The 24,086-nt window shown below is 63.5% G+C and carries 25 protein-coding genes and 1 pseudogene; 11 read left to right on the top strand and 15 right to left on the bottom strand.

From position 1 onward, the window contains the following. Positions 1–64: 64 nt before the first annotated feature. On the bottom strand, positions 65–775 hold the full coding sequence (locus tag PMN64_RS10155; RefSeq protein WP_028342932.1) for a hypothetical protein: 711 nt from the start codon (positions 773–775) through the stop codon (positions 65–67). 219 nt (positions 776–994) lie between these two features. On the opposite strand from PMN64_RS10155, the gene PMN64_RS10150 reads away from it, so the two are divergent. Together PMN64_RS10150 and PMN64_RS10145 are read left to right on the top strand one after the other, a co-directional pair. Continuing rightward, positions 995–1,324, top strand: a complete 330-nt coding sequence (locus PMN64_RS10150) for a DUF6949 family protein (protein ID WP_028342933.1) — start codon at positions 995–997, stop codon at positions 1,322–1,324. A gap of 192 nt (positions 1,325–1,516) precedes the next feature. Continuing rightward, entirely contained in the window at positions 1,517–2,047 is a 531-nt protein-coding gene (locus PMN64_RS10145; protein WP_028342934.1) for a gamma carbonic anhydrase family protein, read from the top strand. A gap of 4 nt (positions 2,048–2,051) precedes the next feature. On the opposite strand, the gene PMN64_RS10140 is transcribed toward PMN64_RS10145, so the two are convergent. Then, entirely contained in the window at positions 2,052–2,342 is a 291-nt protein-coding gene (locus PMN64_RS10140; RefSeq protein ID WP_411780586.1) for a hypothetical protein, read from the bottom strand. A gap of 87 nt (positions 2,343–2,429) precedes the next feature. Here PMN64_RS10140 and PMN64_RS10135 point away from each other — a divergent pair, with 87 nt between their 5' ends. The 3 genes from PMN64_RS10135 (at position 2,430) to PMN64_RS10125 (ending at position 3,787) form a co-directional block, all read left to right on the top strand. Next, on the top strand, positions 2,430–2,744 hold the full coding sequence (locus tag PMN64_RS10135) for a hypothetical protein (protein WP_411780585.1): 315 nt from the start codon (positions 2,430–2,432) through the stop codon (positions 2,742–2,744). 154 nt (positions 2,745–2,898) lie between these two features. Continuing rightward, positions 2,899–3,444 (top strand): hypothetical protein, encoded by a 546-nt coding sequence (locus tag PMN64_RS10130; protein ID WP_411780584.1) that lies wholly within the window; start codon positions 2,899–2,901, stop codon positions 3,442–3,444. Positions 3,445–3,652: 208 nt separating this feature from the next. Beyond that, positions 3,653–3,787 carry a hypothetical protein gene (locus PMN64_RS10125; RefSeq protein ID WP_276486715.1) on the top strand — a complete coding sequence of 45 codons (135 nt, stop codon included), beginning with the start codon at positions 3,653–3,655 and terminating at the stop codon, positions 3,785–3,787. Between the two features lie 433 nt (positions 3,788–4,220). Here the strand turns inward: PMN64_RS10125 and PMN64_RS10120 are convergent, their stop codons facing one another. From PMN64_RS10120 to PMN64_RS10110, 3 genes are all read right to left on the bottom strand, one after another. Then, complete coding sequence (locus tag PMN64_RS10120) at positions 4,221–4,712, bottom strand: hypothetical protein (protein ID WP_028342937.1); 492 nt, start codon at positions 4,710–4,712, stop codon at positions 4,221–4,223. Between the two features lie 189 nt (positions 4,713–4,901). Continuing rightward, the gene (fabA, locus tag PMN64_RS10115) at positions 4,902–5,432 is read right to left on the bottom strand and encodes a bifunctional 3-hydroxydecanoyl-ACP dehydratase/trans-2-decenoyl-ACP isomerase (RefSeq protein ID WP_028342938.1); all 531 of its coding nucleotides are present in this window, start codon (positions 5,430–5,432) and stop codon (positions 4,902–4,904) included. 33 nt (positions 5,433–5,465) lie between these two features. Next, on the bottom strand, positions 5,466–6,095 hold the full coding sequence (locus tag PMN64_RS10110) for a TetR/AcrR family transcriptional regulator (RefSeq protein WP_411780583.1): 630 nt from the start codon (positions 6,093–6,095) through the stop codon (positions 5,466–5,468). 99 nt (positions 6,096–6,194) lie between these two features. On the opposite strand from PMN64_RS10110, the gene PMN64_RS10105 reads away from it, so the two are divergent. Continuing rightward, entirely contained in the window at positions 6,195–6,605 is a 411-nt protein-coding gene (locus PMN64_RS10105) for a hypothetical protein (protein WP_028342940.1), read from the top strand. A 129-nt stretch (positions 6,606–6,734) separates the two neighbouring features. Here PMN64_RS10105 and PMN64_RS10100 read toward each other — a convergent pair whose 3' ends face one another. The 5 genes from PMN64_RS10100 to PMN64_RS10080 all read right to left on the bottom strand — a co-directional run bounded on the left by PMN64_RS10100 (position 6,735) and on the right by PMN64_RS10080 (position 11,989). Beyond that, a complete protein-coding gene (locus tag PMN64_RS10100; protein ID WP_028342941.1) occupies positions 6,735–7,349 on the bottom strand; it encodes a transglutaminase-like cysteine peptidase in 615 nt (204 codons plus the stop codon). A 334-nt stretch (positions 7,350–7,683) separates the two neighbouring features. After that, complete coding sequence (locus tag PMN64_RS10095) at positions 7,684–8,301, bottom strand: PilZ domain-containing protein (protein ID WP_028342942.1); 618 nt, start codon at positions 8,299–8,301, stop codon at positions 7,684–7,686. Positions 8,302–8,442: 141 nt separating this feature from the next. Then, on the bottom strand, positions 8,443–9,996 hold the full coding sequence (locus PMN64_RS10090) for an FAD-dependent monooxygenase (RefSeq protein WP_411780582.1): 1,554 nt from the start codon (positions 9,994–9,996) through the stop codon (positions 8,443–8,445). Between the two features lie 274 nt (positions 9,997–10,270). Beyond that, positions 10,271–11,230: an acyl-CoA desaturase gene (locus PMN64_RS10085; RefSeq protein WP_411780581.1), complete on the bottom strand. Its 960-nt coding sequence runs from the start codon at positions 11,228–11,230 to the stop codon at positions 10,271–10,273. A 162-nt stretch (positions 11,231–11,392) separates the two neighbouring features. Then, the gene (locus tag PMN64_RS10080) at positions 11,393–11,989 is read right to left on the bottom strand and encodes a hypothetical protein (RefSeq protein WP_411780580.1); all 597 of its coding nucleotides are present in this window, start codon (positions 11,987–11,989) and stop codon (positions 11,393–11,395) included. Positions 11,990–12,158: 169 nt separating this feature from the next. On the opposite strand from PMN64_RS10080, the gene PMN64_RS10075 reads away from it, so the two are divergent. From PMN64_RS10075 to plsY, 4 genes are all read left to right on the top strand, one after another. Beyond that, entirely contained in the window at positions 12,159–13,310 is a 1,152-nt protein-coding gene (locus PMN64_RS10075) for a zinc-binding dehydrogenase (RefSeq protein ID WP_411780579.1), read from the top strand. Between the two features lie 166 nt (positions 13,311–13,476). Next, the gene (locus PMN64_RS10070; protein WP_411780578.1) at positions 13,477–15,372 is read left to right on the top strand and encodes a patatin-like phospholipase family protein; all 1,896 of its coding nucleotides are present in this window, start codon (positions 13,477–13,479) and stop codon (positions 15,370–15,372) included. Positions 15,373–15,430: 58 nt separating this feature from the next. Further along, positions 15,431–16,570: an amidohydrolase/deacetylase family metallohydrolase gene (locus PMN64_RS10065; RefSeq protein WP_411780577.1), complete on the top strand. Its 1,140-nt coding sequence runs from the start codon at positions 15,431–15,433 to the stop codon at positions 16,568–16,570. A gap of 40 nt (positions 16,571–16,610) precedes the next feature. Continuing rightward, complete coding sequence (gene plsY / locus PMN64_RS10060) at positions 16,611–17,264, top strand: glycerol-3-phosphate 1-O-acyltransferase PlsY (RefSeq protein ID WP_411780576.1); 654 nt, start codon at positions 16,611–16,613, stop codon at positions 17,262–17,264. A gap of 72 nt (positions 17,265–17,336) precedes the next feature. Here the strand turns inward: plsY and PMN64_RS10055 are convergent. From PMN64_RS10055 to PMN64_RS10040, 4 genes and pseudogenes are all read right to left on the bottom strand, one after another. After that, positions 17,337–17,492 (bottom strand): annotated as a pseudogene (locus PMN64_RS10055) (ABC transporter substrate-binding protein); the annotation flags it as partial. A 39-nt stretch (positions 17,493–17,531) separates the two neighbouring features. Continuing rightward, on the bottom strand, positions 17,532–18,725 hold the full coding sequence (locus PMN64_RS10050) for an aspartate kinase (protein ID WP_411780575.1): 1,194 nt from the start codon (positions 18,723–18,725) through the stop codon (positions 17,532–17,534). Between the two features lie 39 nt (positions 18,726–18,764). Next, entirely contained in the window at positions 18,765–20,165 is a 1,401-nt protein-coding gene (locus PMN64_RS10045) for a peptidase M15 (protein ID WP_411780574.1), read from the bottom strand. 255 nt (positions 20,166–20,420) lie between these two features. Then, a complete protein-coding gene (locus PMN64_RS10040; protein ID WP_411780573.1) occupies positions 20,421–21,389 on the bottom strand; it encodes an MBL fold metallo-hydrolase in 969 nt (322 codons plus the stop codon). A gap of 148 nt (positions 21,390–21,537) precedes the next feature. Between PMN64_RS10040 and PMN64_RS10035 the strand changes: the two genes are divergently transcribed. Further along, positions 21,538–23,139, top strand: coding sequence for a winged helix-turn-helix domain-containing protein (locus PMN64_RS10035; protein WP_411780572.1), 1,602 nt, complete (start codon positions 21,538–21,540; stop codon positions 23,137–23,139). A 134-nt stretch (positions 23,140–23,273) separates the two neighbouring features. Here PMN64_RS10035 and PMN64_RS10030 read toward each other — a convergent pair. Then, a partial coding sequence (locus PMN64_RS10030) for a hypothetical protein (protein WP_411780571.1) occupies positions 23,274–24,086 on the bottom strand: 813 nt, incomplete at its 5' end.

Genomic DNA, 24,086 nt, shown 5'->3' with positions numbered 1-24,086 from the left:
AGGCAATACGGATCGACCGGCGCCGCTATCGAATGCTCCGGGGCGCGCGGTGACGGGGAGGTGGTCATCCCCTCGCGCTGTGCATCTGCGCGGAGAGACGGTTCATCGCGGTGGCGATGTCGCGCCACTGCGCAAGCCAGCTACGCGGAAAGCGGAAGGTCAGGTCGGCGCCGTCGATGCGCCGCTCACTCAGGCACATGCCGGGCGTCGAGGTATCGCGCGTGCAGCGCGCGGTCAGCTGCGGCTCGCTCGCCGTGAACAGCTCCTCGCCGCCATAGGGCGTGCCGTCGCGGAACGCGCGCGCCGTCAGGCCGTCGTCGGTGTTTGCGCGCTCGTCGAGATAGCGCGGATAGATCGTGCGCAGGCGCATGTCCGGCGCGAGTGAATCGTGGTGCGCCGCGATCGACACGAAGATCCTGTCTATCGGCTGCACCTTGTCCTCGACCGTATCGGCGCTGTAGTGCTTCGGCGCGGCAGGCGCCTCCAGCGACGGATAGAGGAAGCTCAAATCGACGCGCTCCTGCGGCCCGGAGTGGCGCTGGATCTTCATGCGCACGGCCATGGTCGGCACGTTGAACAGCGCGCCGCCGACGCTCACCGGCAGCCGCGACGGATCGCTCGGCGGGATGGTCGTGTAGGTCGGCCACAGCAGATAGGCGACGAGCGCAACCGCGCCGGCCGCGATCACCGCCGAGGCGATGATCGGAACGAGATGCGCGCGCGGGTTGCGGCGGGTGTCGCGGGCGAGATGCTGGGCGGTCGAGAGAAGCGTCATGAGCGAGGCAGAGATCAGGTCGAGAGGGGCCGAATCATCTGCCGAATATGCCACGTGGCGGGGAATTTCCGTACGATTCCAATGGAATCCGGGACCAAATGGCCATGCGCAAACGCTACGCCTGACGGGTCCGGTTAACCTTTCCTTAAGGATGATGTGGCGGCCGGCTGCCAATTCTGCGAAGCAGGGCGGGTGGCCTGTTGCGTAGCGGAAGTTCCGATGTCGCCCGATACCTTGAATTCCCTGTTCTCGCTCCTGATCGGTTTTGCGCTCGCGGGCGCACTGGCCAGCGGTTACCAGGCGATGGCGGAGCGCCCGGCCGGTTTCGGCCTGCTGCAGGAGGGCGTGGCGCCGAAGACCTTCGCCGCGGTCCCGTTCCTCGTCTTCGCCGCACCGTTCATCATCATGCGCAACACGCTGCGCGGGGCACGCATCGAGCGCCGTCGCTTTGAATTCGTGATGATGGCAACCGTCATCTCCGGCTTCTGGAGCCTGATGTCGGGCACCTTCTTCATGATGACGCTGCGCGCTGCGGGCGTGCTGGCCTGATCCGATTATGATCCGCGGCCGATCACGGTCGCGCTTGCTTGAAACCATGTCGGCCGCCGTGCCAAGGTCTCCTGCGATCAGAGCTTCGGTTCTGATTGAATCAGAAGCCGAAGCTCTGGATTTTCGTTTCGACGCGTTTTCTTCACGCGAACCGGTGTCCACTTCGCTCGAAAACGCTCCAGGGAGACCTCAATGGCGATCTACGAACTCGACGGGCAGGCGCCCGATCTTCCCGCCGACGGCAGCTACTTCATCGCCGACAATGCCGTTGTGATCGGCAAGGTCCGCCTCAAGTCCGCCGCGAGCGTCTGGTTCGGCGCCGTGCTGCGCGGCGACAATGAGTGGATCGAGATCGGCGAGGGCTCCAACGTTCAGGACAATTCCACCCTGCACGTCGATCCCGGCTTTCCCCTCAGCATCGGCAACAACGTCACCATCGGCCACAATGCGATCGTGCACGGCTGCACGCTGGAAGACGGCGTGCTGATCGGGATGGGATCGATCGTGATGAACGGCGCGCGGATCCGGCGCGGCAGCGTGGTCGGTGCCGGCTCCGTCATCACCGAGGGCAAGGAGTTTCCGGAAAATTCCCTGATCATCGGTGCGCCCGCGCGTGTGGTGCGTACGCTTGACGCGGCGCAGGCCGAAGCGCTGTCGCGGCCGGCGAAGTCCTACGCCATCAGGGGTCCGCAATACAAAACGGGACTGAAGAAGATCGGCTGAAGCTTCAGCGCTTGCGGCCGCGCTTGCGCGCGGCGTTCGGTGCGGCGGGGCGAGGCTTCGCTGCGCTTTGCGGTCTCGTTGCCTGTTGAAGTCTTGTTGCTTCCTGAAGTCTTGTTGTTTCCTGAAGTCTTGCGCTCTTGCGCAGCGCATCCTTCAGGTCGATCGGGATGCCGTGCTTCTTGAGCAGGTCGGCGAAAGCTTCGTCGGCGAGCTCCTGCAAGGTCGCCATCCGGTCGCGCCCGAGCTGCTTCAGCTTGTCGAAAGTGTCGTCGTCAAACTCGATCAGCTTGCGCAAATTGCATTGCTCCCAAACTGTATTGCTCCAACGCCTGCGGGAACCGGCGTTTTGCGGACCCGTTGACGTCCGCAAGGGAGAATTGCCATGCGCAAATTATCTGTCACCACCGCGCTCGCGACAATCGCGATTGTGCTGGCGCCCGCGGTTACCGTCGCCCAAGGTACCGGGAGCGGCGCCGGGACCGGCAGCCCCTCGTCAGCCAGCCCGACATCGCCGCAAGCCACGTCACCGCCAGCCGGGACCAACAGCGCCGGGACCGCGCAATCCTTCGGCGGTCCCAACACCGGCAGAGGCGTTACCACCGGCTCGGCAACGACGACCGAGAGCGTCGACAAGGCCATTGCCGACGAGAACGAAAAAGTCGACCGCCGTACGCGAGGCATCTGCCGCGGCTGTTAATCTCTGACGGCCGCGCTTCGATGAACGCGGGTCGCGCAGATGTGAGCGCGACATAGCCGCGCGGTGGAAGCCGCGGTCCTAGATTGGGCTAGCATGCGCAGGACGCGGCGGAGGAGGCTTGAAGAGAAGCCTTTGAAAGAAGGAGTAACGGGTGATGTTGCGTAAAACGATGATTGCCTTGCTGGCGACGGCCTCGGTCGGTCTGTTCACCGTCGATGCTGCGTCGGCACGCGGTGGCTTCGGTGGCGGCGGCTTTCATGGTGGTGGCGGCTTCCGCGGCGGCGGCGGTTTTGGCGGCTTCCACGGCGGCGGCGCCGCATTCCGGGCCATGGGCGGCGGCGGTGGCTTCCGGTCGGCTGCGATCGGCGGTGGCTTCCGGTCGGCTGCGATCGGAGGCGGTTGGGCCGGCCGCGGCTGGCACGGCGGAGGCTGGCGTGGTGGCGGCTGGAACGGCGGCTTCTATCGGCGCGGCTGGGGCTATCCGCTCGCGGCGGCAGCGGTCGGCTTCGGGCTGGGCTACGGCGCCTACGATTACTATGACGGTTACTACGGCAATCCATACTACGCCGGCTACGGCTATGACGCCGGCTACGGCTATGACGATGGCTACGGCTACGGTTACGGCGGCTGTTACGTCGTGCGCCGCGGCGTGATGACACCGTATGGCTGGCGCGTTCGGCCGGTGCAGGTTTGCAATTGAGCCATTCGCTCAAGCATGGCCGCTCCATTCGGTCGCCATGCTGATGGTCTTGCAATGATCGGCGCGGCCGGCGTTTCGACGCCCGGCCGCCGCGTTGGGTCGCGCACTGGTATGCAGCTTGCACCGCCTTGCAGCAGTCCGTGCGTGACCGCGTCGCGAAAACAAATGGCCCGGCTGCGATTGAAGCCGGGCCCAGAGGACATCAGAGATGCTGACCATTCCTGACCTGACATTGCTGTTCATGGTGGTTGTTGCGAGCCTTGCCGTTGCACTGATCTACATGCTCCGCGAGCTCGAGCCGAAGCTTGCGCGGCTGCGCCAGAGAGGCGATCGCGCCAAATAGGCGGCGGTGCCGTTCGCCGCGGCCTTGGCCGCCGCGATGCTGCGCACGCAGAGCCGTCAGCCGAGCACGCCGTATTCCTTCAGCCGGTCTGCATCTTTCGCGCGGCGAGGGTGCTTTCTCGGTGGGCGGTCCCGAGTGGGATTCAAGGGCCCAAAAAACAAGGCCGTCGACGTAGTATACCGTCAACGACCTTGCCAGCCCCGGATATTGAAATCGGCTCACGCCATCCGGTCATTCGAAGATGACTCGGATTCGAAGGCCGATATGTGAACCAGTTCACAAAGTCCGGATTAATTCACGGTAACGGGCACTCATGATCGGCCGCTGCCGGCAGCCGTCGAGCCCGAAAGTTCCCCGTTAGATGATGATCTTGCTGGGGATTTGGCGCATTTTTATGGCTGGTCACCTGGCGTGGGGTGGGCTTCCGAGGGCATCAACCGCGCGACCGGTGGCGCTTCCGGTTGGCGCTACGGGTGGCCTTTGAGCGCTTGCGCGGCGCGGGCTCGGCGGCCGGCTCGTTGGCCTGCGCGCTCGCCAGCGATTGGCGCAAGCCCTCGACCTGTTCAGTCAGCGCGGCGACCTGGTCGGAGAGCCTCTTCGCATCGGCCGCCTGCAAGGCGAACTGCTTGCGCATGGTCTGCAGCTGGTCCTGCACCTCCTGCAGCTGGTCGATGGATTCCTGCTGGGTCACCTCCATCCCCTTGGTCTTTTCCACCAGGGCCTCGGAGACCTGCGCGGTCCGCGCCTGCAACTGACGCGCGGCGACCATGCGGTCGGTCTCCGGCACGTTGCCGGTGAAGGCGCGCCACAGCGCGATCGAGCCGATCCCGAACAGCACGAGCACCAGCACCACGGCGCCGATCGCGATCGGCTGCACGCCAATCAGGCTGCTGGCTTGTGAATTCCGGGGGGCAAGTTCGACCATGCGACCAACAACCGGACATCAATTGAAAGGTTCGAAATAGCACAAACCTCGGCGCGGGCAAAACCGGGGGGTGTGTAGACCACTGCGGCAGCAGCGAAATTTGTATCACATGTTAATCTTCGGCCGCGCTGCTCGGCCTGCTCGAGGCGCCGATCGGCCTCTGGCCGATCCGAATTCAAGCTCCCGAATTCAGCCTCTGGGCGCGATCAGGCCGACCCTCATATCCTTTGCCAGATAGACGCAAGCGCCGTCGGCGAGCACCCGGCCGTCGGCGATGCCCAGCACCAGCCGGCCGCGCCTGGCCTGGCGTATGTCGACCTCATAGCGCACCAGCCTGACATCCGGCGTGATGTGCCCCCTGAACTTGACCTCGCCGACCCCGAGCGCGCGGCCCTTGCCCGGCGAGCCCGACCAGCCGAGCCAGAAGCCGATGATCTGCCACATGGCGTCGAGGCCGAGGCATCCGGGCATCACGGGGTCGGCGGCAAAGTGACAGGCGAAGAACCAGTGATCCGGCGCAATCTCGAGTTCGCCGGCGACATGGCCCTTGCCGAATGCGCCTCCGTCCAGGCTGATCTCGGTGATGCGGTCCATCATCAGCATCGGCGGTGCCGGCAGCTGCGCATTGCCCGGGCCGAAATAGCCGCCTTCGCTCGAGCGCAGCAGATCCGGCTTGCTGTAGGACGATTGCGGAGCGTGAAAATCGTGCGGATTGAACAAGATGGCCATCGATGTTCGGGTTCTGGCTGAAGCTTAGCTGCGGCTGCGCCGCATGGTTCTTGGCCGCGCGGACAGGGGTTTGGCAGGCAAGCCCAACGCGGCGGCCATGAAGGCCCAGATGTCGCCGGTCAGCCTTGCCGGATCAGGCCGTCTTTCGCTCATGAGCGCGCCGATCAGCGCCTGGCGGATGCCGCCGATCATCAGCGCGATGGTGAGGTGAGGGTCGATGCCAGCGGACACGATCCCGTCGCGCTGGGCCGCCTCGAGCATGCGGGCGCCGGCTGCAAGCTGCCGGCCGGTGAAGGCGGTCTCGACATCGAGCACCTCGGGCGCGCGGCTGAGCGGTCCGATCACGAGGGGCGCAAACGGGTGATCATAGTGAAAGTCGACATAGGCGCCGATCCGCTGCTTCTCCCGGTCCGCCCAGTCCGTGGCGGACAGCTTGGCACCGCCGAACGCCGCCGCATCAAGTTGTTCATAGAAGCCTTCGACCACGGCGGCGATCAGGCCGGCCTTCGATCCGAAGTGGTGGTAGGCGAGCCCGACCGAGACCTGCGCCCGTCTTGCGACGGCCTGCATCTCGAGGTGCCCGCGGCCCTCGATGAGCTCGGCTTGCGCTGCCGAGAGCAGCCGTTCCCGTGTCCCCAGGCTCGTCGCGTCCATCGTGGGCTCATTCGCTGAATTGAATTCAATTCAATCTCGCCGATGCTAGGATGTCAAGCCGCCGACGCGAATGGCAAAGCGAGCCGGTGAAGGAATGCGATGGCGTTTGCGATCAAGACCGAGATCCGAAATCCACGGGCGATGGTGTTCAGCTTCACCGCGCAGAAGACCATGTATGGCGGCAAGCACATCGCGGCCGACGACGTCGTGTTCGTGTTCGCGAGCGAGAACGAGGGCGGCAGCGGCCTGATCGCCCGCGCGATCGTCGCGTCGGCCGAAGCGACACCGCCCAAGATCGGCATCATCAGGCAAACGCCGCGCGTCAGCATCACGGTCAGGCGCACCGCATCCGCAGCGCGGCCGCTCGGGCGCGACCAGCTCAAGCGCTTCAAGGATTGGGACGACGGCCGGCCCGAGACCGAACTGAATTTCAAATTCTATCGCCAGGCCACCAACAAGATCGTTGGCATCTCGGACGAGACCGCGGCGTTTCTCGAGCGGTTCTTCTAGGCGTCGATCGACGCCGCTCAAAAAGGGTGCGGCCAGCCTTTGGGGGAAGGCTGGCCGCGCGCGAACCGGTCTTGGACGGGGAGGGGTGGGGATGTGACCGGGTCGCGAACTCGAAATTTCCTGTTCTGCTCAGCGCGAGCTTGCGGTTGCAACTGCGGGGCGGTTGTCCCCGAGCGAGACCCAGACATTGGGATCGCCCTGCGACTGCCGCTTGACGAAGCGGTAGCCAGTGTCGGTCCAGGCGACGATGCTCTCGTTCTGGTTATCGAGCACGAACTCGCCTTTGTCGGTCTTCACCGTCAGCACCGCGTGACCTTCGCCCTTCTTGTCGCGGACCACCGTGATCAACAGCGCCTCGCGGGGCCAGCCGGCGTCCATCAGCATCTTGCGCTTCAGGAGCACGTAGTCCTCGCAGTCGCCGTAGCCGTCAGTCGGCAACGACCATTTCTCGATCACGCCCCAATGATCCATGTCGGTCATCGGCTTGATGGATTCGTTGACCCACTTGTTGACCCGTACGAGGTCCCGCCAAGCGGTCTGCGACAACACGATGTCGCGTGGTTGCGTCGCGCCGCCGCGGCATTCGCCCGGATTGTCGGCACAGAATTCGACCCAGCCGATCGGCGAACGCGCAACATCACCCAGGCTGGCGTAGAGCACGTCGCCGGCCTTGGCCGACACGCACGTCGCAAACAGAATGGCGGCAACCGCCAAACCTTTCCCCTGTCCCCTGAACCCAAACATCGTGGCCCCCGTTCTTCTTGTTGGGACCACGTTTCGCACAAAGCTTTTGCGCCGCCGCTAAGTACGCAAAGTAGATTTGACGCGAATACTGGTAAAAGCTGCGACGAATTCGAACTGTACTTGAATCGAATTCGCGTAAAATTTGAAACAACTGCAATTGATTCAAATTTTATGCATTAACGCGGCAAGCGCTGCGCCAGCGCGGTTTGTTGCGTCAAACGCTGCGGCCGTTAACCGCCGATTTTCACCGGGCCAAACGCGCCGAAGGCGGCCACCGGTGCACCGGTGGCCGCCTTCGCGGGCCAAAACAGGGGGGCTTGAGCGCTTTTTCGCTTTACCTCGCGGTAACGCTCTCTTCGAGGGTTTCCGCCGATTGCTCGTGAACGAACTCGAGCGCGAAGCCTTCCTCGAGATTTCGCACCACACGGGACTGCACCCGCCCGAGCATCACGAGCGATTTCAGCGGCGGGCGGTTCTCGGCGGCAATCGCAGCACCGGACAAGGAAAGGTCGATGATGCGGCAGGTCATCCGCGTGCCGTCTTCCTGGGTCAGCAGGGCGATCGGGTTGCGCGGCACGATACGGTCGTGGCGGCGATCCTCGGGCAGATTGAGGATGTCGCGGTTGGCAAGCCAGGTCAGCTGCGCGGCGAGCTTGTCGCGCTTGCGCGCGGTGGCGCCGATCGTCATCGCAAAGCCGTTGTCGATGATGCGGGTGATGCGTCCTTCGACCCGGCCGATATGGTCGAGATAGGCGATCACGCGGTCGCCGACATTGCCGATGCCTGGCGCCAGCAAAGCGAGGCCGCCCGGCGACATGTTGATAATCTGGCAGGGAAACTCGCGCCGGTCGGGCAGCATGTAGCGGCCGAGCAGGTGCACCTTGACGCGCTGGAAGCGCCGCCGCTCCTCGGCTACGGGGACGACGGTAGTTTTCTTCTGTGCAAACGACATCACGACAAACCCGGCCACCGTCCATTCGGAGCCCCGACGACCCTACGGCTGATAGGGTTAACGGGGCGTTACGGTTGAGACGGGGAACCCGCACACGGTGCAAGAGAAACGTGAGTGGAACCCCGCGTGGCCCCCAAGGGGTCAGGGCTGCGCATCAGGTTCGCCGAACCACCGCGACATGACCTGAGCTGCTTCATCAAGGTGAGTGGCGGTGTCAGCGGCCCATGCGACGAAGCCGTCGGGGCGCACGAGCGCGGCGTCGAGGCCCAGCCGATCCCGCGCGTCGCTTGCGACATAGCCGATCCGGCCACGCCAGCGACCGGCAAGCGCTTGCAGAGGAGAGCGCGGATCGAAGTCCAGCAGCAGGCCGCGCCCGTTCCTGAGCAGTTCGCCGAGTTTCGTGCCACAGGCGAGCTCGAAGTCGGGCGCGCTAAGGCCCACCAGCGGATGGTTGCCGCCAAGATCGTAACGCAGCGAAACGCCCCACACGCGCTCGGCGAAGTAGGTCGCGCCGTCTGACGTCGCGATCAGGTCGCGGATGATGGCTTCGAGCGCGCGCGAACTGCGACTCGGCCGCATCAGCGCGACCTGGGCGCGCGACCAGTCCAGCACCTGCGCGCCCACCGGATGCCGCTCACGCGAGTAGCTGTCGAGCAGATCCGCCGGTGCGTCGCCGCGGATCGTGGCAGCGAGCTTCCACCCGAGGTTCATCGCGTCGCCAAGCCCGAGATTGAGCCCCTGGCCGCCGAGCGGAGAATGAATGTGCGCGGCATCGCCCGCGAGCAGCACGCGCCCCTTGCGGTAATCCGTCGCCTGACACGCGCGATCCGTCCAGGTGGCGGCAAGCCGGAGCGCCGTCAACGTGATGTCCGTGCCGGAGACGCGGCGCAGCACCGCCTGCACATGCTCGCGCGTGATCGGCCGGGTTCGGTGGAAGGTGCCGCCGTCGAACTCCACCATCGCGATCGTGCCGGGCCGCGCGTAGGTATACATGCCCGTCGGCGTGTAGTGACGGCCCGTGCGGAGCTGGTCCGGATCTGATATCTCGACATCGACCGAATAGCCGGTGAACTCGGGATCGGTGCCGACGAATTCAAAGCCGCCGGCCTTGCGCACCATGCTGCGGTCGCCGTCACAGCCGACCAGCCAGCGTCCGTGGAAAGTCGCGCCCCCGGCGCGAACGGTGACGTCGTCGTCCGACTGATCCAGCGCCTCGACGCCGAGGCCGCGCCTGATCTCGACCCCCATCGCGGTTGCGCGCGCGGCGAGGGCGGATTCGAGCGCCTCCATGTCGACCGCCATGCTGGTGGCTGCCGGGCTCGGCAAGCGAAACGGCCACTTCGACGTGTCGATATCGTCGTGAAAGAACTGGATGCCGGCAAAATGGCCGGCCGGGCGGCGCGGCCGTTGCGTCCAATGCGCGCCATTCGATGCGCTGCTGCCCGAGCCATCTCCTGCGTGCTGCCGTGCCGCGATGTCATCCAGCATCCCGCGACGATAGAACGCCTCGATGCTGGGCGCCGAAAGGCCGCGCATGCCGAAGGGCAGCCGCTTCAATGGCGAGTGCGCCTCCGCGGCCTGCTCCAGCACCAGGACCGAGCGGTTTGCGCGCCGCAGCTCGCAGGCAAGCAGCAGGCCGACCGGGCCGGCACCGGCAATCACGACATCATGGGGAAGGGGGCGGCTGGTGCGCATGAACTGCTCCTTTGTCGGTGTTCGACCGGAGCGGTTCGTCGGGTTGAGAACCACACGGACGAACATTGGGCGCCAGGATGGCGTCCGGTGTTCGTCGTGGGGATCTCATGCACGAGGCAGGAGACCAGAGCATTCGTTTTCGAAAGGACTTCGTTTCCGAAAGGACTTTCGTTTTCGAAAGGACTTGGGCTTACCAAACCAAGTCTGCCTTTTCCGACGCGGCGTATATAGCTGCGTGGCGTTCGATCCGCAACGGTAGATGCGCGGCTGCGGATTACTGGAACAATGCGCTGCCGCGTTGTCGCGGCGCGACCGCGTCGGCATTGCCTGGTTCGCCGACGCGGCGCGAACCAGGGCGCGGCGCAAGATTATCCGGCGTCTTGATGTTGCTCGCGAGCCCTGCGGCTTCGAATGCCTTGATCAACCACCAGCCGAGGTCGATCTGACCCGGCAGCAGCCCGAGCTTCGCGGAGCCGGGATAGGCGTGGTGATTGTTGTGCCAGCTTTCGCCCATACTGATCAGGCCCGCGATGCCGACATTGTAGCCCTGGGCCGCGACGCCTTCGATGATCCAGGTCTGTCCGCCCTTGCGATGCGAGTAGTGACCGATCAGCCAGTGACCGGTGACGCAGACGGCGACACGGACGCAGATGCCCCAGACCAGCCAGCTCCACGAGCCGATCGCGAGGAACAGGATCGCCCAGGGCAATTGCTGCCACATCCAGGTTCGCTCGACGAAGGCGTAGAAGCGGTCATCGGCGAGCCGCCGTTCGAGCCGGAATTCGGGCGGGTGTTTCAGCACCAGCGTGCAGTGCAGCTGCCACCACGCATCGCGCCAGAAGCCGGCGCGGTGGCAGGAGTAGTCGTGGCACGCGGTCTGGCGCTGCGCCCAGTCGCGGAAATCGTGCAGCCGCACCATGCCGTAGGGGCCGGCCATCCCGACCAGCGTGCCGAGATAGACGCAGAGCCGCTCCAGCCACAGCGGGCAGTCGAAGCTCGCATGGATCAGGCGGCGGTGCATGCCGACCGAATGCCCGAAGCACAGCGTGATCGCGCTGGTGACGATGAATAATGCGAACGCGCTCCACGTGAACAGCAGCGGCCCAAGGACGATCGCGACCGCGGTCATGCCGCCAAGCCACAGCGACTTCGCCGGCGGCCATCGCACGCGCCCGTCCAGCGGATCGGTGCTGGCGTCCACGAAGATTCGCTCCGAGCCGGGTTGCGGCTTCATTCCGTCACCTGAGGTTGCATCGCAGGTTGCGGTGAAGCGATGGTCGCTGTCAATCGGCCGCCCACATCCGTCATGTCGCAGCCCATATCGGCGTCTGCGGCGGCTTCAGCCGGGTTGGCGGCGCCCGGCGGATCCGGGGCGTGCGAAAGCGACGCGGTGAGGTTATTCGGCCTCGGTGTCCATTTCCGGTTCGACAGCCGTTTCCGGTTCGACTGCCGCCGCTGGTGGTTCAACAGTCACGGCTTTCAGCAGCTTTCGTTTCGCCGCGCGAACCTCGATCTGCAGCGGCGGCTGATAGGAGCCGCTTGGCGGCACGAAGACGAAGGCATGGTGTCCATCGCCCTTGTTGAGCTTCAGGAGATCGTTGCGGAACTCATCGGCGACGACTTCGCCAACGAGATTGCCGTTGAAGTAGATATCGATCGCAACCCTTTTGTCGGGGTGCTGGTTGTACAGGGCCCAGCCGGCAATCCTTTTCTCGTTGACCACGTCGACATGGCCGGTGATCTCGCCATACAGACTCTCGATGCCCGCCTCGATCACCTCGAGGTCGCTCCTGTAGATCGATCTCGTCACATCGAAGCTGAAATTCGCGGTATCGACGCATTGGTCGAGCAAACCCTGTCGATGCTCCTTCATTCGTTGCAGCGTGTCCAGTTCGCCCAACTTGACGTACATGCCGACGATACCTTCGATACCAGGATTCATGGTGTCGTTCCCCGCAATGCTACCAGCCAATTCGCCCTCGGCTGCTTTCACAATCGATGCCTCCTTGCGGACAATACTCCGCCAGGACTAGAAGCGCCTCGTTCCGCCAAGGTCTGTCATGAAGACCTTCATGACAGGCCTTCATGACATCCCAATCGTCCTGACCTAAAGTCGGCTCGGCCGAACCCGGCCCAACGACAAGGACAGGGAGAGCGAACCGATGGAGCAGATCCGCGTCTGCACGCATGATGGACCTGGAGCCAAGCCGGTAATCCGGACAGTGCCATGGCCGGAAATCGGCAAAAAGGCGGCCTTGATCAAGGTGGGCGCCTGTGGCGTTTGCGGAACCGATCTGCACATCCTGAAGGGACATTGGCCGAAGCCGTTGCCGTGGCCGTTCACGCTCGGCCATGAGCTTGGCGGCGTGATCGTCGAATGCGGCGCGGAGTTCACCGAGGATTTCATGAGCAAGCCGCTGCAGGTGGGATCGAAGGTGATGATCCCGCCCTTGATGCCCTGCGGCCGCTGCTACTACTGCATCCATTTTCCCGAGAGCGCCAACAAATGCCTGACGCCGGTCTATTACGGCCGCTATCTGGGCTTCGACAAGGCGCCGCACATGTGGGGCGGCTGGGCTGAATATGTCTATGTCGATCTCGACATGCTGCCCGGCACCAAGATCTACAAATTGCCCGACGACATGTCGCTGCGGCTCGGCGCGCTTTCCGAGCCTCTGACCTCCTGCATCCGCGCCTTCAACCGCGCCACCCGCGCCGGCGGCTTCAGATGGGGTGACACGGTGGTGATCCAGGGCTCGGGGCCGATCGGCATCCTCGCGGTCGCCGCCGCGCAGGAAATGGGCGCAGGGCGCGTGATCTGCGTCGGCGCGCCGGAGACGCCGCGCCTTGCGCTGGCGCGCAAGTTCGGCGCCGAGGCGACCGTCGATATCGAGCAGCTCAAGACGCCGGAGCAGCGCATCAAGGCGGTGCGCGACATCGTCGGCGGTTTCGGCGCCGACCTCGTCATGGACTGCTCGGGCCATCCGACCGCCGGCCCCGAGGGCATCGAGATGCTGCGCGACGGCGGCACCTATGTCGAGATGGGGCAGTTCACCGATGCCGGCTCGATCAACACCTCGTGGCACCGCATCTGCACCAAGGACCTCAACGTGCTCGGCTCCTGGGGCTTTACCGGCAACGACCTGCCGCTCGGCGTCGACATGCTCTACCGCACGCGGAACAAATATCCCTGGCTCGACATGCAGACGATCTATCCGTTCACCGAAGATGGCGTCGCCCGCGCGGTTGCCGACGCAATGGCGATGAAGACGGTGAAGTCGACCATCGTGCCGTGGCCGGAACTGGTCGGGTGAAGCCGATGGCGGATGCTGCAATCCTGCTGCAGTGCTCCCAAGGATTTGTAGCCAGGGTGCGGCCGATTGAGCCCTGATATCGCTCGCCGGGACGACGGCCCGGCGCTAACATCGGATCATGCATTCGAACCGTGTGCCGCCGAGCGCGACGTTTGCGTGGGGAAACGTGTCCGAGGACTTCGCGCTGTTCAGAACCCTGAGCGCGGAGCAGCGGCTGATTGCCTTTGGCGCAATGACCCGGCGCGACCTCGTGCGCGGCGAGCTGCTGGTCGAGCAGGGCGGCGCCTCCGACGCGCTATTCCTGGTGCTGCACGGCGCGCTCGCGGTGTACCGGACCAGTCATCCCGAACCGATCGCGGAGCTTCGCGCCGGCGAACTGGTCGGCGAGATCGGCTTCTTTGCCAATATCCCGCGCACGGCCAATGTGATTGCGATCCGCGATACCAGCGTGCTGGTGTTGACGCGCGCCGCCTATACCACGCTGGCGCGGGAAACGCCCGAGATCGTCGAGGCGCTGCTGGCTGCGCTCGCGCGGCGGTTTGCCACCGAGACCGCGCGTCTGTTGCCGGTTCGGGCGTCACCGAAGGCGCGCACCGTCGCGCTGATCTCGGGCGGAAGCGAACCGGTGCCTGCCGCCTTTGAGCACAGGTTGCGCGAAGGCCTTGCCGCTGCGGGTGCCGAGATCGTCGACCTCGCGCGGGTTCAGGCGATGTTTCCCGGCCGCGCGCTGGACGCATCCGAAGTCGCCGACTGGCTCAACAGGATCGAGTACGACGCGCCGCTGGTGGCCTATTTCGGTGGTCCTGACGCATCGGATTGGGCGCGGAAAACCATCCGCCAGGCCGATCTTGTCGTGTTCGCCTGCCGTGGCCATGCGCCCGCGCCCGATCTGACGGAGATCGAACGCTTCGCCTGCGGAGTGCATCCGGCGTCGACGCGGCGCCTCGTCCGGGTTCATGACGTCAGGCGCCACGAGGTCAGCGGCACCGCGGCGTGGCTGGCGCGGCTGCCCTGCTTCATGCACCATCATGTCGCGCTCGAGGACCAGCTCGACATCGACAGCCTGGTTCGCTTCCTGTGCGGTCGCGCCGTCGGATTTGTCGCCGGCGGCGGCGGCAGTCTCGGCACCGCGCATGTCGGTGTCTACAAGGCGTTTCGCGAGCGCGGCGCGACGTTCGATATCTTTGTCGGCACCAGCGTCGGCTCGGCGATGGCGGCGGGCTTTGCCAAGAACTACGACGCCGAGCATCTCGAGCGCGGCACGCATGAGATCTTCGTTTCCAGCCGCAGCTTCCGCCGCCCGACCTGGCCGCGCTACGCCTTGCTGGACCACAAGGCGTTCGATGCCGCGCTCGCCGATCAGTACGGCCACAATTGCCGGATCGAGGACTGCTGGCGGCCGTTCGCGGCGATCGCGACCAATCTGTCGACGCACAGCCTCGAATTGATCCGCACCGGTCTGCTGTGGCAGGCGGTGCGGGCGTCGAGCGCCATCCCCGGTCTGCTGCCGCCGTTCTACACAAGGGACGGCTCGATGCTGGTCGATGGATGCCTCGTCGACAACGTTCCGCTGGCGCAGATGCACCAGATGAAGAGTGGACCGAATCTGGTGGTCCATTTCGGCGACCCGGCAACCGAGATGTTCGACGTCGACTATGCCGCGCTGCCGGGGCGGTTTGAGCTGTTTGCATCGCTGCTGACGCCGTTCCGCAAGAAATTGCTTCCGGCCGCGCCGAGCGCCGTCAACGTGCTGTGGCGAAGCCTCGTTGCGCATCAGCGCTACGATACGCTGCCGACCACGCCGCTCGACATGGTGATGCGTCCGCCGACGCCCGACGGCATCGACGTCACTGATTTCGACCGCCATCAGGAAATTTTCGAATCCTCGTACCGCTGGGCCCGCGAGACCATTGCTGCCTCGGAGGCGGCGCATCACCCGGCCATTGCGGCCATCGTCGCGTCGGCCAATGGAGCGGACAAGGCAACGGACATGGTCGCTGACAACGGCGCGGATCGCGCGACAGCGACCGCGCCGGTTTCCCAACAGGCCCGTGTCGGTTGAGCGGCTTGCAGGCGCCGGCGAAGTCGACCATCGTGCCGGACCGAATCCGGAGAACACGATGCCTTTCGATTTGATCCTGCGCGGCGGACGGGTGATCGACCCGTCGCAAAAACTCGATGCCGTGACCGATGTCGGCTTTGCCGCGGGCAAGGTCGCTGCGCTCGGCCGCGAGTTGCAAGCCGATCCCGCCACCGAGGTCCGCGACGTCTCGGGGCTGATCGTCTCACCGGGGATCATCGACCTGCACACGCATGTCTATTGGGGCGGCACCTCGCTCGGCATCGACGCCGAGGAATTTTGCCGCAACTCCGGCGTCACCACCTCGGTCGACACCGGCAGCGCCGGCCCGGGCAATTTTGCCGGCTTCCGCAAGCATGTGATCGAGCCGAGCCAGGTCCGCATCCTCGCCTATCTGCACGTCTCGCACGCCGGCATCTTCGGCTTCTCGGATCGCGTGATGGTCGGCGAGAGCGAGGAGCTGCGGCTGATGAATCCGATCGACGCGGCGCGGGTCGCCGACGAGAACCGCGACCTGATCGTCGGCATCAAGGTGCGGGTCGGCCTGTTCGCCTCGGGCACCTCGGGGCTGGTGCCGCTCGAGATCGCGCTCGAGGTTGCCGAGCAGGTCGGCATGCCCCTGATGGCGCATATCGACCATCCGCCGCCGAGCTATGAGGAGGTGCTCGCGCGCCTGCGTCCGGGCGATGTGCTGACGCATGCGTTCCGTCCGTTCCCCAACACGCCCGCGACCGCGCAGGGCACGGTGAAAAAGGTCGTGCTGGAGGCGCGCGAGCGCGGCGTGCTGTTCGATATCGGCCACGGCAAGGGCTCGTTCGCCTTCAAGACGGCGCGCGCGATGCTCGCCAACGGCTTCTACCCCGACACCATCTCCTCCGACATCCATCAGCTCTGCATCGACGGCCCGGCATTCGACCAGGTGACGACGATGTCGAAATTCCTCTGCATGGGGATGCCGCTGCCGGACGTGATCGCGGCGTCCACTGTCAACGCCGCGATGGCGTTGCGGCGGCCGGAACTCGGCAGCCTGAAGCCTGGCAGCGTCGGCGACGCCACGCTGATCTCGGTCCGGCAGGGGACGTTCGACTATGTCGATGTGGTCGGCGAGCATCTGACGGGCGATCGCAAGATCGCATCTGAAGGCGTCGTGATCGGCGGACGCTGGTGGCATCCGCGTTAGGATTCATGGACGCGCCGCCGAGGGCATCGAGGTGACTGAGATGGTCTTCTGGATCGCGGGTGTGGCTGGACTGGCGATCGCCTATCTGCTCGGTTCGACGCCGACGGGTTATCTGGCGGGCAAGCTGCTGAGGGGCATCGATATCCGCCAGCATGGCTCCAAATCCACCGGGGCAACGAACGTGTTGCGAACCCTCGGGAAGTGGCCCGCATTGGCGGTGCTCCTCGTCGACGTGCTGAAAGGCGTGGCGGCCATCCTGTTCGCCCGCTGGTTTTATCCCTGGTTGTACACCTTGCCGTCCGTCACGCCGCCGGCAGCGCTTGATCCGCAAACATGCGTGTCGTGGGCTGTCTGCCTGGCCGGGCTTGCTGTGTTGTTGGGGCACGGCCGTTCGATCTGGCTGAATTTCACCGGCGGCAAATCCGCTGCGACCGGGCTCGGCGTGTTGTTGGCGATGTCCTGGCCGGCAGGCCTCGGCGCTGCGGCGGCCTTCGGCGCTGTGGTGGCTGTCTCTCGGATCGTTTCCCTCGGCTCGATGCTGGCGGCATTGACGGCGATCGTCCTCGTCTGCGGCCTGGAGCAACCGCTGCCGTATCGATTGCTGGTGATCGCAGGCGGCATCTACGTGATCGTGCGCCATCGTGCCAACATTCAGCGGCTGCTGGCCGGCACGGAGGCGCGGCTCGGGCATTGATAAAAGAAAACGCGTTTGAACCATGGATATGGAATCCCGTTTCGATTCCATCGGAACGGCGCTCTAGTCGGCGAGGACTTCGTCACTTTCGACGAGCTTGCGGACCTGCTGAACCGTCTTCGCCGGCGTCGCGGCATCGTCGTAGGAAATCAGATTGATCCGGCGGCCGTTGATGCCGCCCCGCTCGTTGATCATCCGGAAGTAGGCGGCCTGCACCTTGCCGATGCCAGGGGCCGACGGCCGACGTCGTCCGTTGCCAAATTTCAACTAGATCAGCGAATGCAAAGCCATGACCGCGGCCTCACGGCTCTCCACCGGAACAAAGAAGCTTACCGAATGCGATGACAAGACATACTTGTCGGCGATGATTCCGTGACGTTGCAGAATCTGCACCGCCTTGTATGGCAGGTCCGAGGAAATGCCGCCGAAGCAAGTGAGGCTCACCGAACTCAGCGTCTCGCGCTGTTTGCGCAGGTCTTTGCTCCGTTCCAGTGTGCGCAGCAACGCGTCGAGTGTCTCGGAATCGCAAGTCATCATGATGCGGGTTTTTTTGGCGGTGAAAGCCGAGGCGAGGAGCTGCGGCCAAGGCAAGCCATTTTGCTGGAGATGCTGTGCGAACTTCTCAAAGCCTTGATTGAGGTCCGCCGAATCGATCTCCACATGCTCAATGCGAGCCATCGAGTTGACGGCCAGGACTTTTCCGTTCTCCATGTCTGCGACCTCCTTCATCACTTGCGTGCTGTGTCGAGCGCCGCCCCACTGTCTCAGGACCAAAGGCACGTTTTGGCTGTGGGCCAGCTCCACGCTGCGAAAGTGCAGGACTTTGGCGCCCCAGAAGCACATTTCGGATAGGGATGCGAAATCCAGCTGACGCAAGGGTTTTGCGTCCGCGACGATGCGCGGGTCAGCCGAGCAAACTCCGTCGACCTCCTTGATAATCTCGCAGCACTCCGCCTTGAGCGCCGCGGCCATGGCGACCGCGGTGGTATCGCTGCCACCCCGGCCAAGCGTGGTGATTTCCTTGGTCAGCGGGTTCACGCCCTGAAAGCCCGCCAAAACCACGATGCGTCCACGATCGAGTTCTTCGCGCACGCGAATGGGCCGCACGTCCAGAATGCGTGCGGAGGAATGGGACCCGTCGGTCATGACACCGGCCTGACTGCCGGTAAAGCTGATCGCCGGCACGCCGAGATCGGACAGCGCCATGCTCATCAAGGACATGCTGATGCGCTCGCCGGTGGTCAATAGCATATCGAGTTCGCGGCGATTGGGATGCGGGCTGACCTGATAGGCCATCCTGACGAGTTCATCGGTGGTCTTGCCCATCGCTGAAACGATCGCCACGACACGATGACCACGGCCATGCAGATCGGCGACACTGCTCGCGGCCGCGCGGATTTTTGCCGGTGTTTCGAGACAGACGCCGCCGTATTTTTGCACGATGATGGGATTGCTAGGCATTCTTGCCCGCGTCGTGTTGGAAGGCGCAGCCGAACCCGATCAGATCGTTCTCCCCTTCGACGCTTTTGCGGTCTTTGATCGTTTTGCCACGACCCGCACAGCGCCCCGGTCGCGCTTCTTGCGATCCGCTTCCGCGTGCTGAGCTTTCGTCCCGCCGCGGTGAGCGGCGTATTCCTTGCCGTCTATCGGCGCGACATGCGGTGGATCTCGATCGAGATACGGTCGCCCGATTCCAAAATCCGGTCCACGCGCATCGATCCATTTCCAAAGGGCCTCGGTGGTGACCCAACGCTCCGCCCGCGTCGCGCCTTTGACGCTCACGACATCGACGGCAAGCCCGTGGCCATAGCCGCCACGGAAGCTCCCTCCATGGTATGACTTGTCGGACGCCGCCTTCAGGCCGCTCGCGATCGATTGACGGTAGTCATCACGGAACGCGCTGGTGATGCCGGGCGCCAACCCGGCCTGCTCGGCCGCGTAAAGCGCGTGAAACAGCTTGAGCTTGAAGCTCCGATCCACCCCTCCAATCACGTAGTCGATCATCGGCATGCCCATTCGCTCCGCCGCCTTCGGATCCTTCCACGTGAAATCGTTGTCGACGCGCCTGGTGAACGTCCTGGTGACAGTCACCGTCTTGCGCTTCTTCTTGACGGTCACTTTCCGCTGCTCTTGTACGCTGATGGTGTCTTGCTTCGGCGTCCGTTCGTAGAGCGCCCACAGGTACCGGTCGATGCAGACATCGACGACGAGGCACTCCTCGAAAATATCCAGGGGTTTCGCGGCCGCCTCGGTGTCGCTCGACACGGGAGGCGGGCTCGCTATCGCCGCCTGCACCGGCGATGTTTCGGCCGGCAGCGTCTGCGACGAATCCGGCAACGCAGCCACGACGATTGGCTTCGGCTCGCTCGAGGTCGCCGTCGCATCAGGGGCCGTCGCTGGCACCGATTCAACCGCCATCGCCGCATCGGCGTTGGCGACAGCGTTAACCATGACGCCTGCCTGCGGGGTGGCCATCGTGTCGGACGGCGGCCCCGTTACGGGTTCCGCAGCCACCGCTGCTTCAGCATTCACTTTGGTGACGATGTCGACTGCCGTGGCCTGTCGCGTATCAGCCAGTTCGGCGTTGGCGGCGAGAGATGGTGCGAGGTCCTCGATGGACACTGCGCCGCTGTTCCCGATGCCGGCAGAGCCGGCAAGCCAGGCAAGGAGCCAACCTGCGAGAATGACCGTCCCGCACAACTCCGGAGTCGCAATTCGCCGCGGGTTCATCACCCCGTAGCCTCCAAAGGCTCGATCCGAGCCCTGTTGCACCGCCCAGCACGCGACGGCACCGATCATTCGGATCAAAATGGAAATGCGCAATGGGCGGAAGCAGTTGGCGCTACGCTTTTCCAGAAAGTGTTGCTCGATCGCAACGCGCGGCCGCGTGCAACCCGGCACGGCGCGTGCTGCTGCGTTCGGTGATTTTCACCGGCGATCGAGCTCTGATTTCCGCTTTCGGTTAAAAGCCGCCCATAGCGACCGGGCCGGGTGACTTCCGGTTCACCTCGAAGAGCCGACGTTCGCGATCGTCATGCAGACCGTCAGCTATGGGCCAGTTGCGGACCTTTGAGCGAGTAGGCCGTGGCATTCGCAAGCAACGACGAGCATCGAGTTCAAAGATAAGCCGATAGACGCCTGCTAGCAGGCTTCACGTTACGACTTAGAGGGCCGTCGGACTTCGACCTTCCCTCCGACCTCGATGACCATCAGATCTTCACCGAGCTCCACTGGACCTGAGTAGGTCTTCCGCGTTGGTGGAATCAGATCTTGCTCGGTGGCGTTTGGCAACACGACATGCGAATACACAGCCAGCTTGGGCGTTGTTCGCGCAAACACCTCGCCCGCTTGCTCCGGCGTGGTGTGGTGGCTGATGATGTTAGCCGTCTGCGCCGGCGGAACTCCAATGCGCTGGAATGTCTCTGGTGCGACAACGTTGTGAATCAACAGATCGACGTTCTGGGCGTGCTGAACGAGATTTTCGGAGATGCGCGTGTCTCCGGAAAGCACAACGGACCGGCCGGAATAATCGATCCGGAAACCGAACGCAGGCTTCACTGGCGTGTGGTCCACCTCGAACGCGGTGATCTTCACGCCGCCGTTCTCATAGATGACCCCCTCGGTGATGTCCTCTGCGAGGATCACGACGCCGTTTGGTGGTGCTCGGTCGTCGTCTAATCGAATCCGAATATCGTACTCGAATGCCTGCGCGAGGAACGACATCATGCGCTGGGTCCCCGTTGGCCCCCGCACACGCAGTGGTCGATCCCGGCCTGGCCGCCCCACAAGCCAACCGGTCAGCCACAGATCCGGAAACCCGACGACGTGGTCCGAGTGCAGGTGAGTGAGAAAGACGGCGTCTATTCCCTGCCAGGGCACCTTGACCTGGTTGAGTCGCTGGAGGGCACCTCGGCCTGCGTCAAAAATGAACTTCTGCCCACCCGCCTCGACGAGGGTGCTCGGCCCGAACCGGTTCATAACGGCGGGGGGGCATCCGGTACCCAAGAGGGTAACCTTGATGTCTTGCCCCTGGGCAGCCACCGGGACAATGACAGCAAATAGGGCGATTCCAAAAAAGCTGAAAACAGAACGACTTGACGCCGCAAAGAAGACCGAGCGGATCATGGATTCGCGCCTCCTGCTCGCTACAGTTTTGGTGATCGGCTGCCTGGAAGCTGTCGCTATCCCAAGCCGCCCGATGATGCGGTACATTTGACCTTGCGTCCTGAAAGTTTGCCGAAATTTTCAGAAAAGGGACCTGTAAGAGGCGGCCTTGCCTGAGTCTTCGCAGCATTCAATCGTTCTCGGCGAGCGGACCATTGACCTCGGCCGTGAGCTGTTGATCGATGGGCGCGGCGACATCGTGCCCTTGCGCCCTCGGGCCTGGTTGTTACTTCGGCTTCTCGCGACCCGAGCCGGGCGTCTGGTCAGCAAAGATGAAATCATGGATGAGGTTTGGCCGGACTGCGAGGTCACGGAAGACTCTCTCGTCCACGCCGTGGGCGACGTCAGGCGTGCCCTGGGAGAGGTCGATCGATCCGCCTTAAGGACCCTGCCGCGCCGTGGCTACATGCTGGCAATCAGCGGGAATCAGCTTGTCGGGCCCGGCCGTCCGATCGTGGTGGCACTCGAGCCCCCAAACCCTCGAGAACCGTCGCCTCCATCCGCGATGCCGCACCTGTCTATCGTCGTTCTACCGTTCGCGAATCTCGGTGGCGATCCTGAGCAAGAGTATTTCGCTGATGGTGTAACCGATAGTCTTACAACAGACTTGTCGCGTATCGCCGGCGCGTTCGTCATCGGCCGCAACACCGCGTTCACCTTCAAAGGAAAAGCGGTGGATGTGCGGGAGATCGGCCGTGAGCTGAGTGTCCGTTACGTGCTGGAGGGGTCGGTGCAGCGCGAGGGTAACCGCTTGCGCCTAAACGTCCAGTTGACCGACACGCAAACCAGAACTCAAGTGTGGGCCGAGCGGTTCGACAAGTCGGCTGCCGACTTGCTGGATACACAAGACGAAATCGTATCCCGGCTCGCAAATACTTTGAACGCCGAACTCATCGAGGCCGAAGCACGACGCGCAGAACGGGTGCTCCGGCCGGACGCTGTAGATCTATACTTTCAGGGCAAGGCTTTCCTGAACAAGGGCGTGACTCCAGCGTTTTTAGCGCGCGCAAGGGACTTCTTCATGCGTGCTGCTGCGCTTGATCCCGACAACATTGAAGTGGCCGTCGCCGCAGCTCAGGTCGACGTATCGATGGGTTCATCCTTTATCACCGATGACGGATCAGTGCATTTCAAGACCGCAGAGAATGCGCTCAACTGCGCGTTGTTGCGTGCGCCGAATCATCCCAGAGCCCACATGCTCCTTGGTGCAGTTCACATTCGGACATGCCGCGCTGCCAAAGGTATCGCTGAATGCCACCAGGCGCTGGGGCTGGATCGGAATCTAGCCGATGCACATGGGTTCATCGGGCTTGGAAAGTATGTGCTGGAGCGTGGCGAGGAGGTGGAGGGGCACATTCGGGATGCGCTGCGAATGTCTCCACGCGACACGCGTGCCTTTCTTTGGTTCATGTTTGTCGGGATGGCCAAGTTGATGACCAAAACGGACCTTGAAGCAATCGGCTGGCTGCGCCGAAGCATCGAAGCCAATCCCAATCACGCCCTTTCTCATTTTCATTTGGCCGGGGCGCTGGCGATGATGGGAGACCTGAAGGAGGCACGGTCTAGTGCAGAGGCCGGCTTGACACTTGATCGCAGCTTCACCATCCGTCGATACCGCCTTAATGTCTTCCGGTTCGACAACCCAGACTGGATGGCGAGGCTTGAGCACTTGTATGGGGGAATGCGCGCGGTCGGAATACCAGAGGGGTAACGTCTACTTTGGGTCAAAAGCAGCCGATAGCGACCGAACCGGGGACTTCCAATTCACCTCGAAGAGCCGACGTTCCCGATCATCATGCAGACCGTCAGCTATGGGCCAGGTCCGGACATCTTGCCGGGGTTCGGCTACGATCCGAGCGGCGCAAGGGCGTTGCGCAGCGGTGTGCTAGAAATCTGCATCAGTCCGACAAATGGCTGGCTCAACTCCAGGATCAAGAAAAGCGCTGCGGACGCGGAAGTGGCAAACACCAACATTGCAACGATGTTTATCGGGGTAAGGCGCGAGAACAAACTGAAACTCATGAAGATGATTGCCAGCCAGAAGACCAGTATCGCCAGAAAAGGCATGGGAATCGAGGTGTCAGCGTGTTCAAACAGGAGCAGGCGCGTTTGCACCAAGTCAGTGGCTAGCTGTATTGCCCGTTCCTTGAACGAGCGCTGCGCGTCCGTTTTTGGCGAGAGGTTCTGAATCTTTCCATAAGCATCCACCGACAAGGCGGTCCCCCGAAAGGGTGTTCCCTTCGCGGACTCCAAGCTGTCCTCTCGCCAAATCCTCTTAATCAAGGGCTCGACAGCGCCGCGCAGAGTGTCGCGGGCATCGCGGGACTCGGGCCCATATTGCTCAAGGAGATTGTCGAGCAGTATGATGTTGGCGGTCAAATGCCGAACTTGAGTGTTCTGAGCGTCATACGAGCTATTCGCCGAGCCAACCAGCAGACCAAGCACAAGCGCGGCGAGCGTCGTGATGAGCCCGATCCCTAACCGTATGTAATCTTTTGAATCGTCTGCCAGATAATGGCCCGGCAGGGTGTTGCGAAGCAAAGTGCCGAAGAGCGCGGCAGCTATGATGATCGCTAACGCAATCAAGGACACTGCAATTGGGCTCATTGTAGCTAAGCTCCTGGCGCAGCCGCCTCCCGCGTAGTTGACGATGAGCGA

Origin of the sequence: Bradyrhizobium sp. UFLA01-814, from assembly GCF_046718885.1 — a bacterium.
In the GTDB taxonomy this organism is placed as follows: domain Bacteria; phylum Pseudomonadota; class Alphaproteobacteria; order Rhizobiales; family Xanthobacteraceae; genus Bradyrhizobium; species Bradyrhizobium elkanii.
The sequence above is the reverse complement of the archived record's forward strand: the minus strand, read 5'-3'. Positions and strand labels throughout refer to the sequence as shown.

What these genes read in the sequence shown, in the direction of transcription:
- PMN64_RS10155 (WP_028342932.1), bottom strand. Translation starts at nt 775, where the DNA reads ATGACGCTTCTCTCGACCGCCCAGCATCTCGCCCGCGACACCCGCCGC.
- PMN64_RS10150 (WP_028342933.1), top strand. Translation starts at nt 995, where the DNA reads ATGTCGCCCGATACCTTGAATTCCCTGTTCTCGCTCCTGATCGGTTTT.
- PMN64_RS10145 (WP_028342934.1), top strand. Translation starts at nt 1,517, where the DNA reads ATGGCGATCTACGAACTCGACGGGCAGGCGCCCGATCTTCCCGCCGAC.
- PMN64_RS10135 (WP_411780585.1), top strand. Translation starts at nt 2,430, where the DNA reads ATGCGCAAATTATCTGTCACCACCGCGCTCGCGACAATCGCGATTGTG.
- PMN64_RS10130 (WP_411780584.1), top strand. Translation starts at nt 2,899, where the DNA reads ATGTTGCGTAAAACGATGATTGCCTTGCTGGCGACGGCCTCGGTCGGT.
- PMN64_RS10125 (WP_276486715.1), top strand. Translation starts at nt 3,653, where the DNA reads ATGCTGACCATTCCTGACCTGACATTGCTGTTCATGGTGGTTGTTGCG.
- PMN64_RS10120 (WP_028342937.1), bottom strand. Translation starts at nt 4,712, where the DNA reads ATGGTCGAACTTGCCCCCCGGAATTCACAAGCCAGCAGCCTGATTGGC.
- PMN64_RS10110 (WP_411780583.1), bottom strand. Translation starts at nt 6,095, where the DNA reads ATGGACGCGACGAGCCTGGGGACACGGGAACGGCTGCTCTCGGCAGCG.
- PMN64_RS10105 (WP_028342940.1), top strand. Translation starts at nt 6,195, where the DNA reads ATGGCGTTTGCGATCAAGACCGAGATCCGAAATCCACGGGCGATGGTG.
- PMN64_RS10100 (WP_028342941.1), bottom strand. Translation starts at nt 7,349, where the DNA reads ATGTTTGGGTTCAGGGGACAGGGGAAAGGTTTGGCGGTTGCCGCCATT.
- PMN64_RS10095 (WP_028342942.1), bottom strand. Translation starts at nt 8,301, where the DNA reads ATGTCGTTTGCACAGAAGAAAACTACCGTCGTCCCCGTAGCCGAGGAG.
- PMN64_RS10090 (WP_411780582.1), bottom strand. Translation starts at nt 9,996, where the DNA reads ATGCGCACCAGCCGCCCCCTTCCCCATGATGTCGTGATTGCCGGTGCC.
- PMN64_RS10085 (WP_411780581.1), bottom strand. Translation starts at nt 11,230, where the DNA reads ATGAAGCCGCAACCCGGCTCGGAGCGAATCTTCGTGGACGCCAGCACC.
- PMN64_RS10075 (WP_411780579.1), top strand. Translation starts at nt 12,159, where the DNA reads ATGGAGCAGATCCGCGTCTGCACGCATGATGGACCTGGAGCCAAGCCG.
- PMN64_RS10065 (WP_411780577.1), top strand. Translation starts at nt 15,431, where the DNA reads ATGCCTTTCGATTTGATCCTGCGCGGCGGACGGGTGATCGACCCGTCG.
- plsY (WP_411780576.1), top strand. Translation starts at nt 16,611, where the DNA reads ATGGTCTTCTGGATCGCGGGTGTGGCTGGACTGGCGATCGCCTATCTG.
- PMN64_RS10050 (WP_411780575.1), bottom strand. Translation starts at nt 18,725, where the DNA reads ATGCCTAGCAATCCCATCATCGTGCAAAAATACGGCGGCGTCTGTCTC.
- PMN64_RS10040 (WP_411780573.1), bottom strand. Translation starts at nt 21,389, where the DNA reads ATGATCCGCTCGGTCTTCTTTGCGGCGTCAAGTCGTTCTGTTTTCAGC.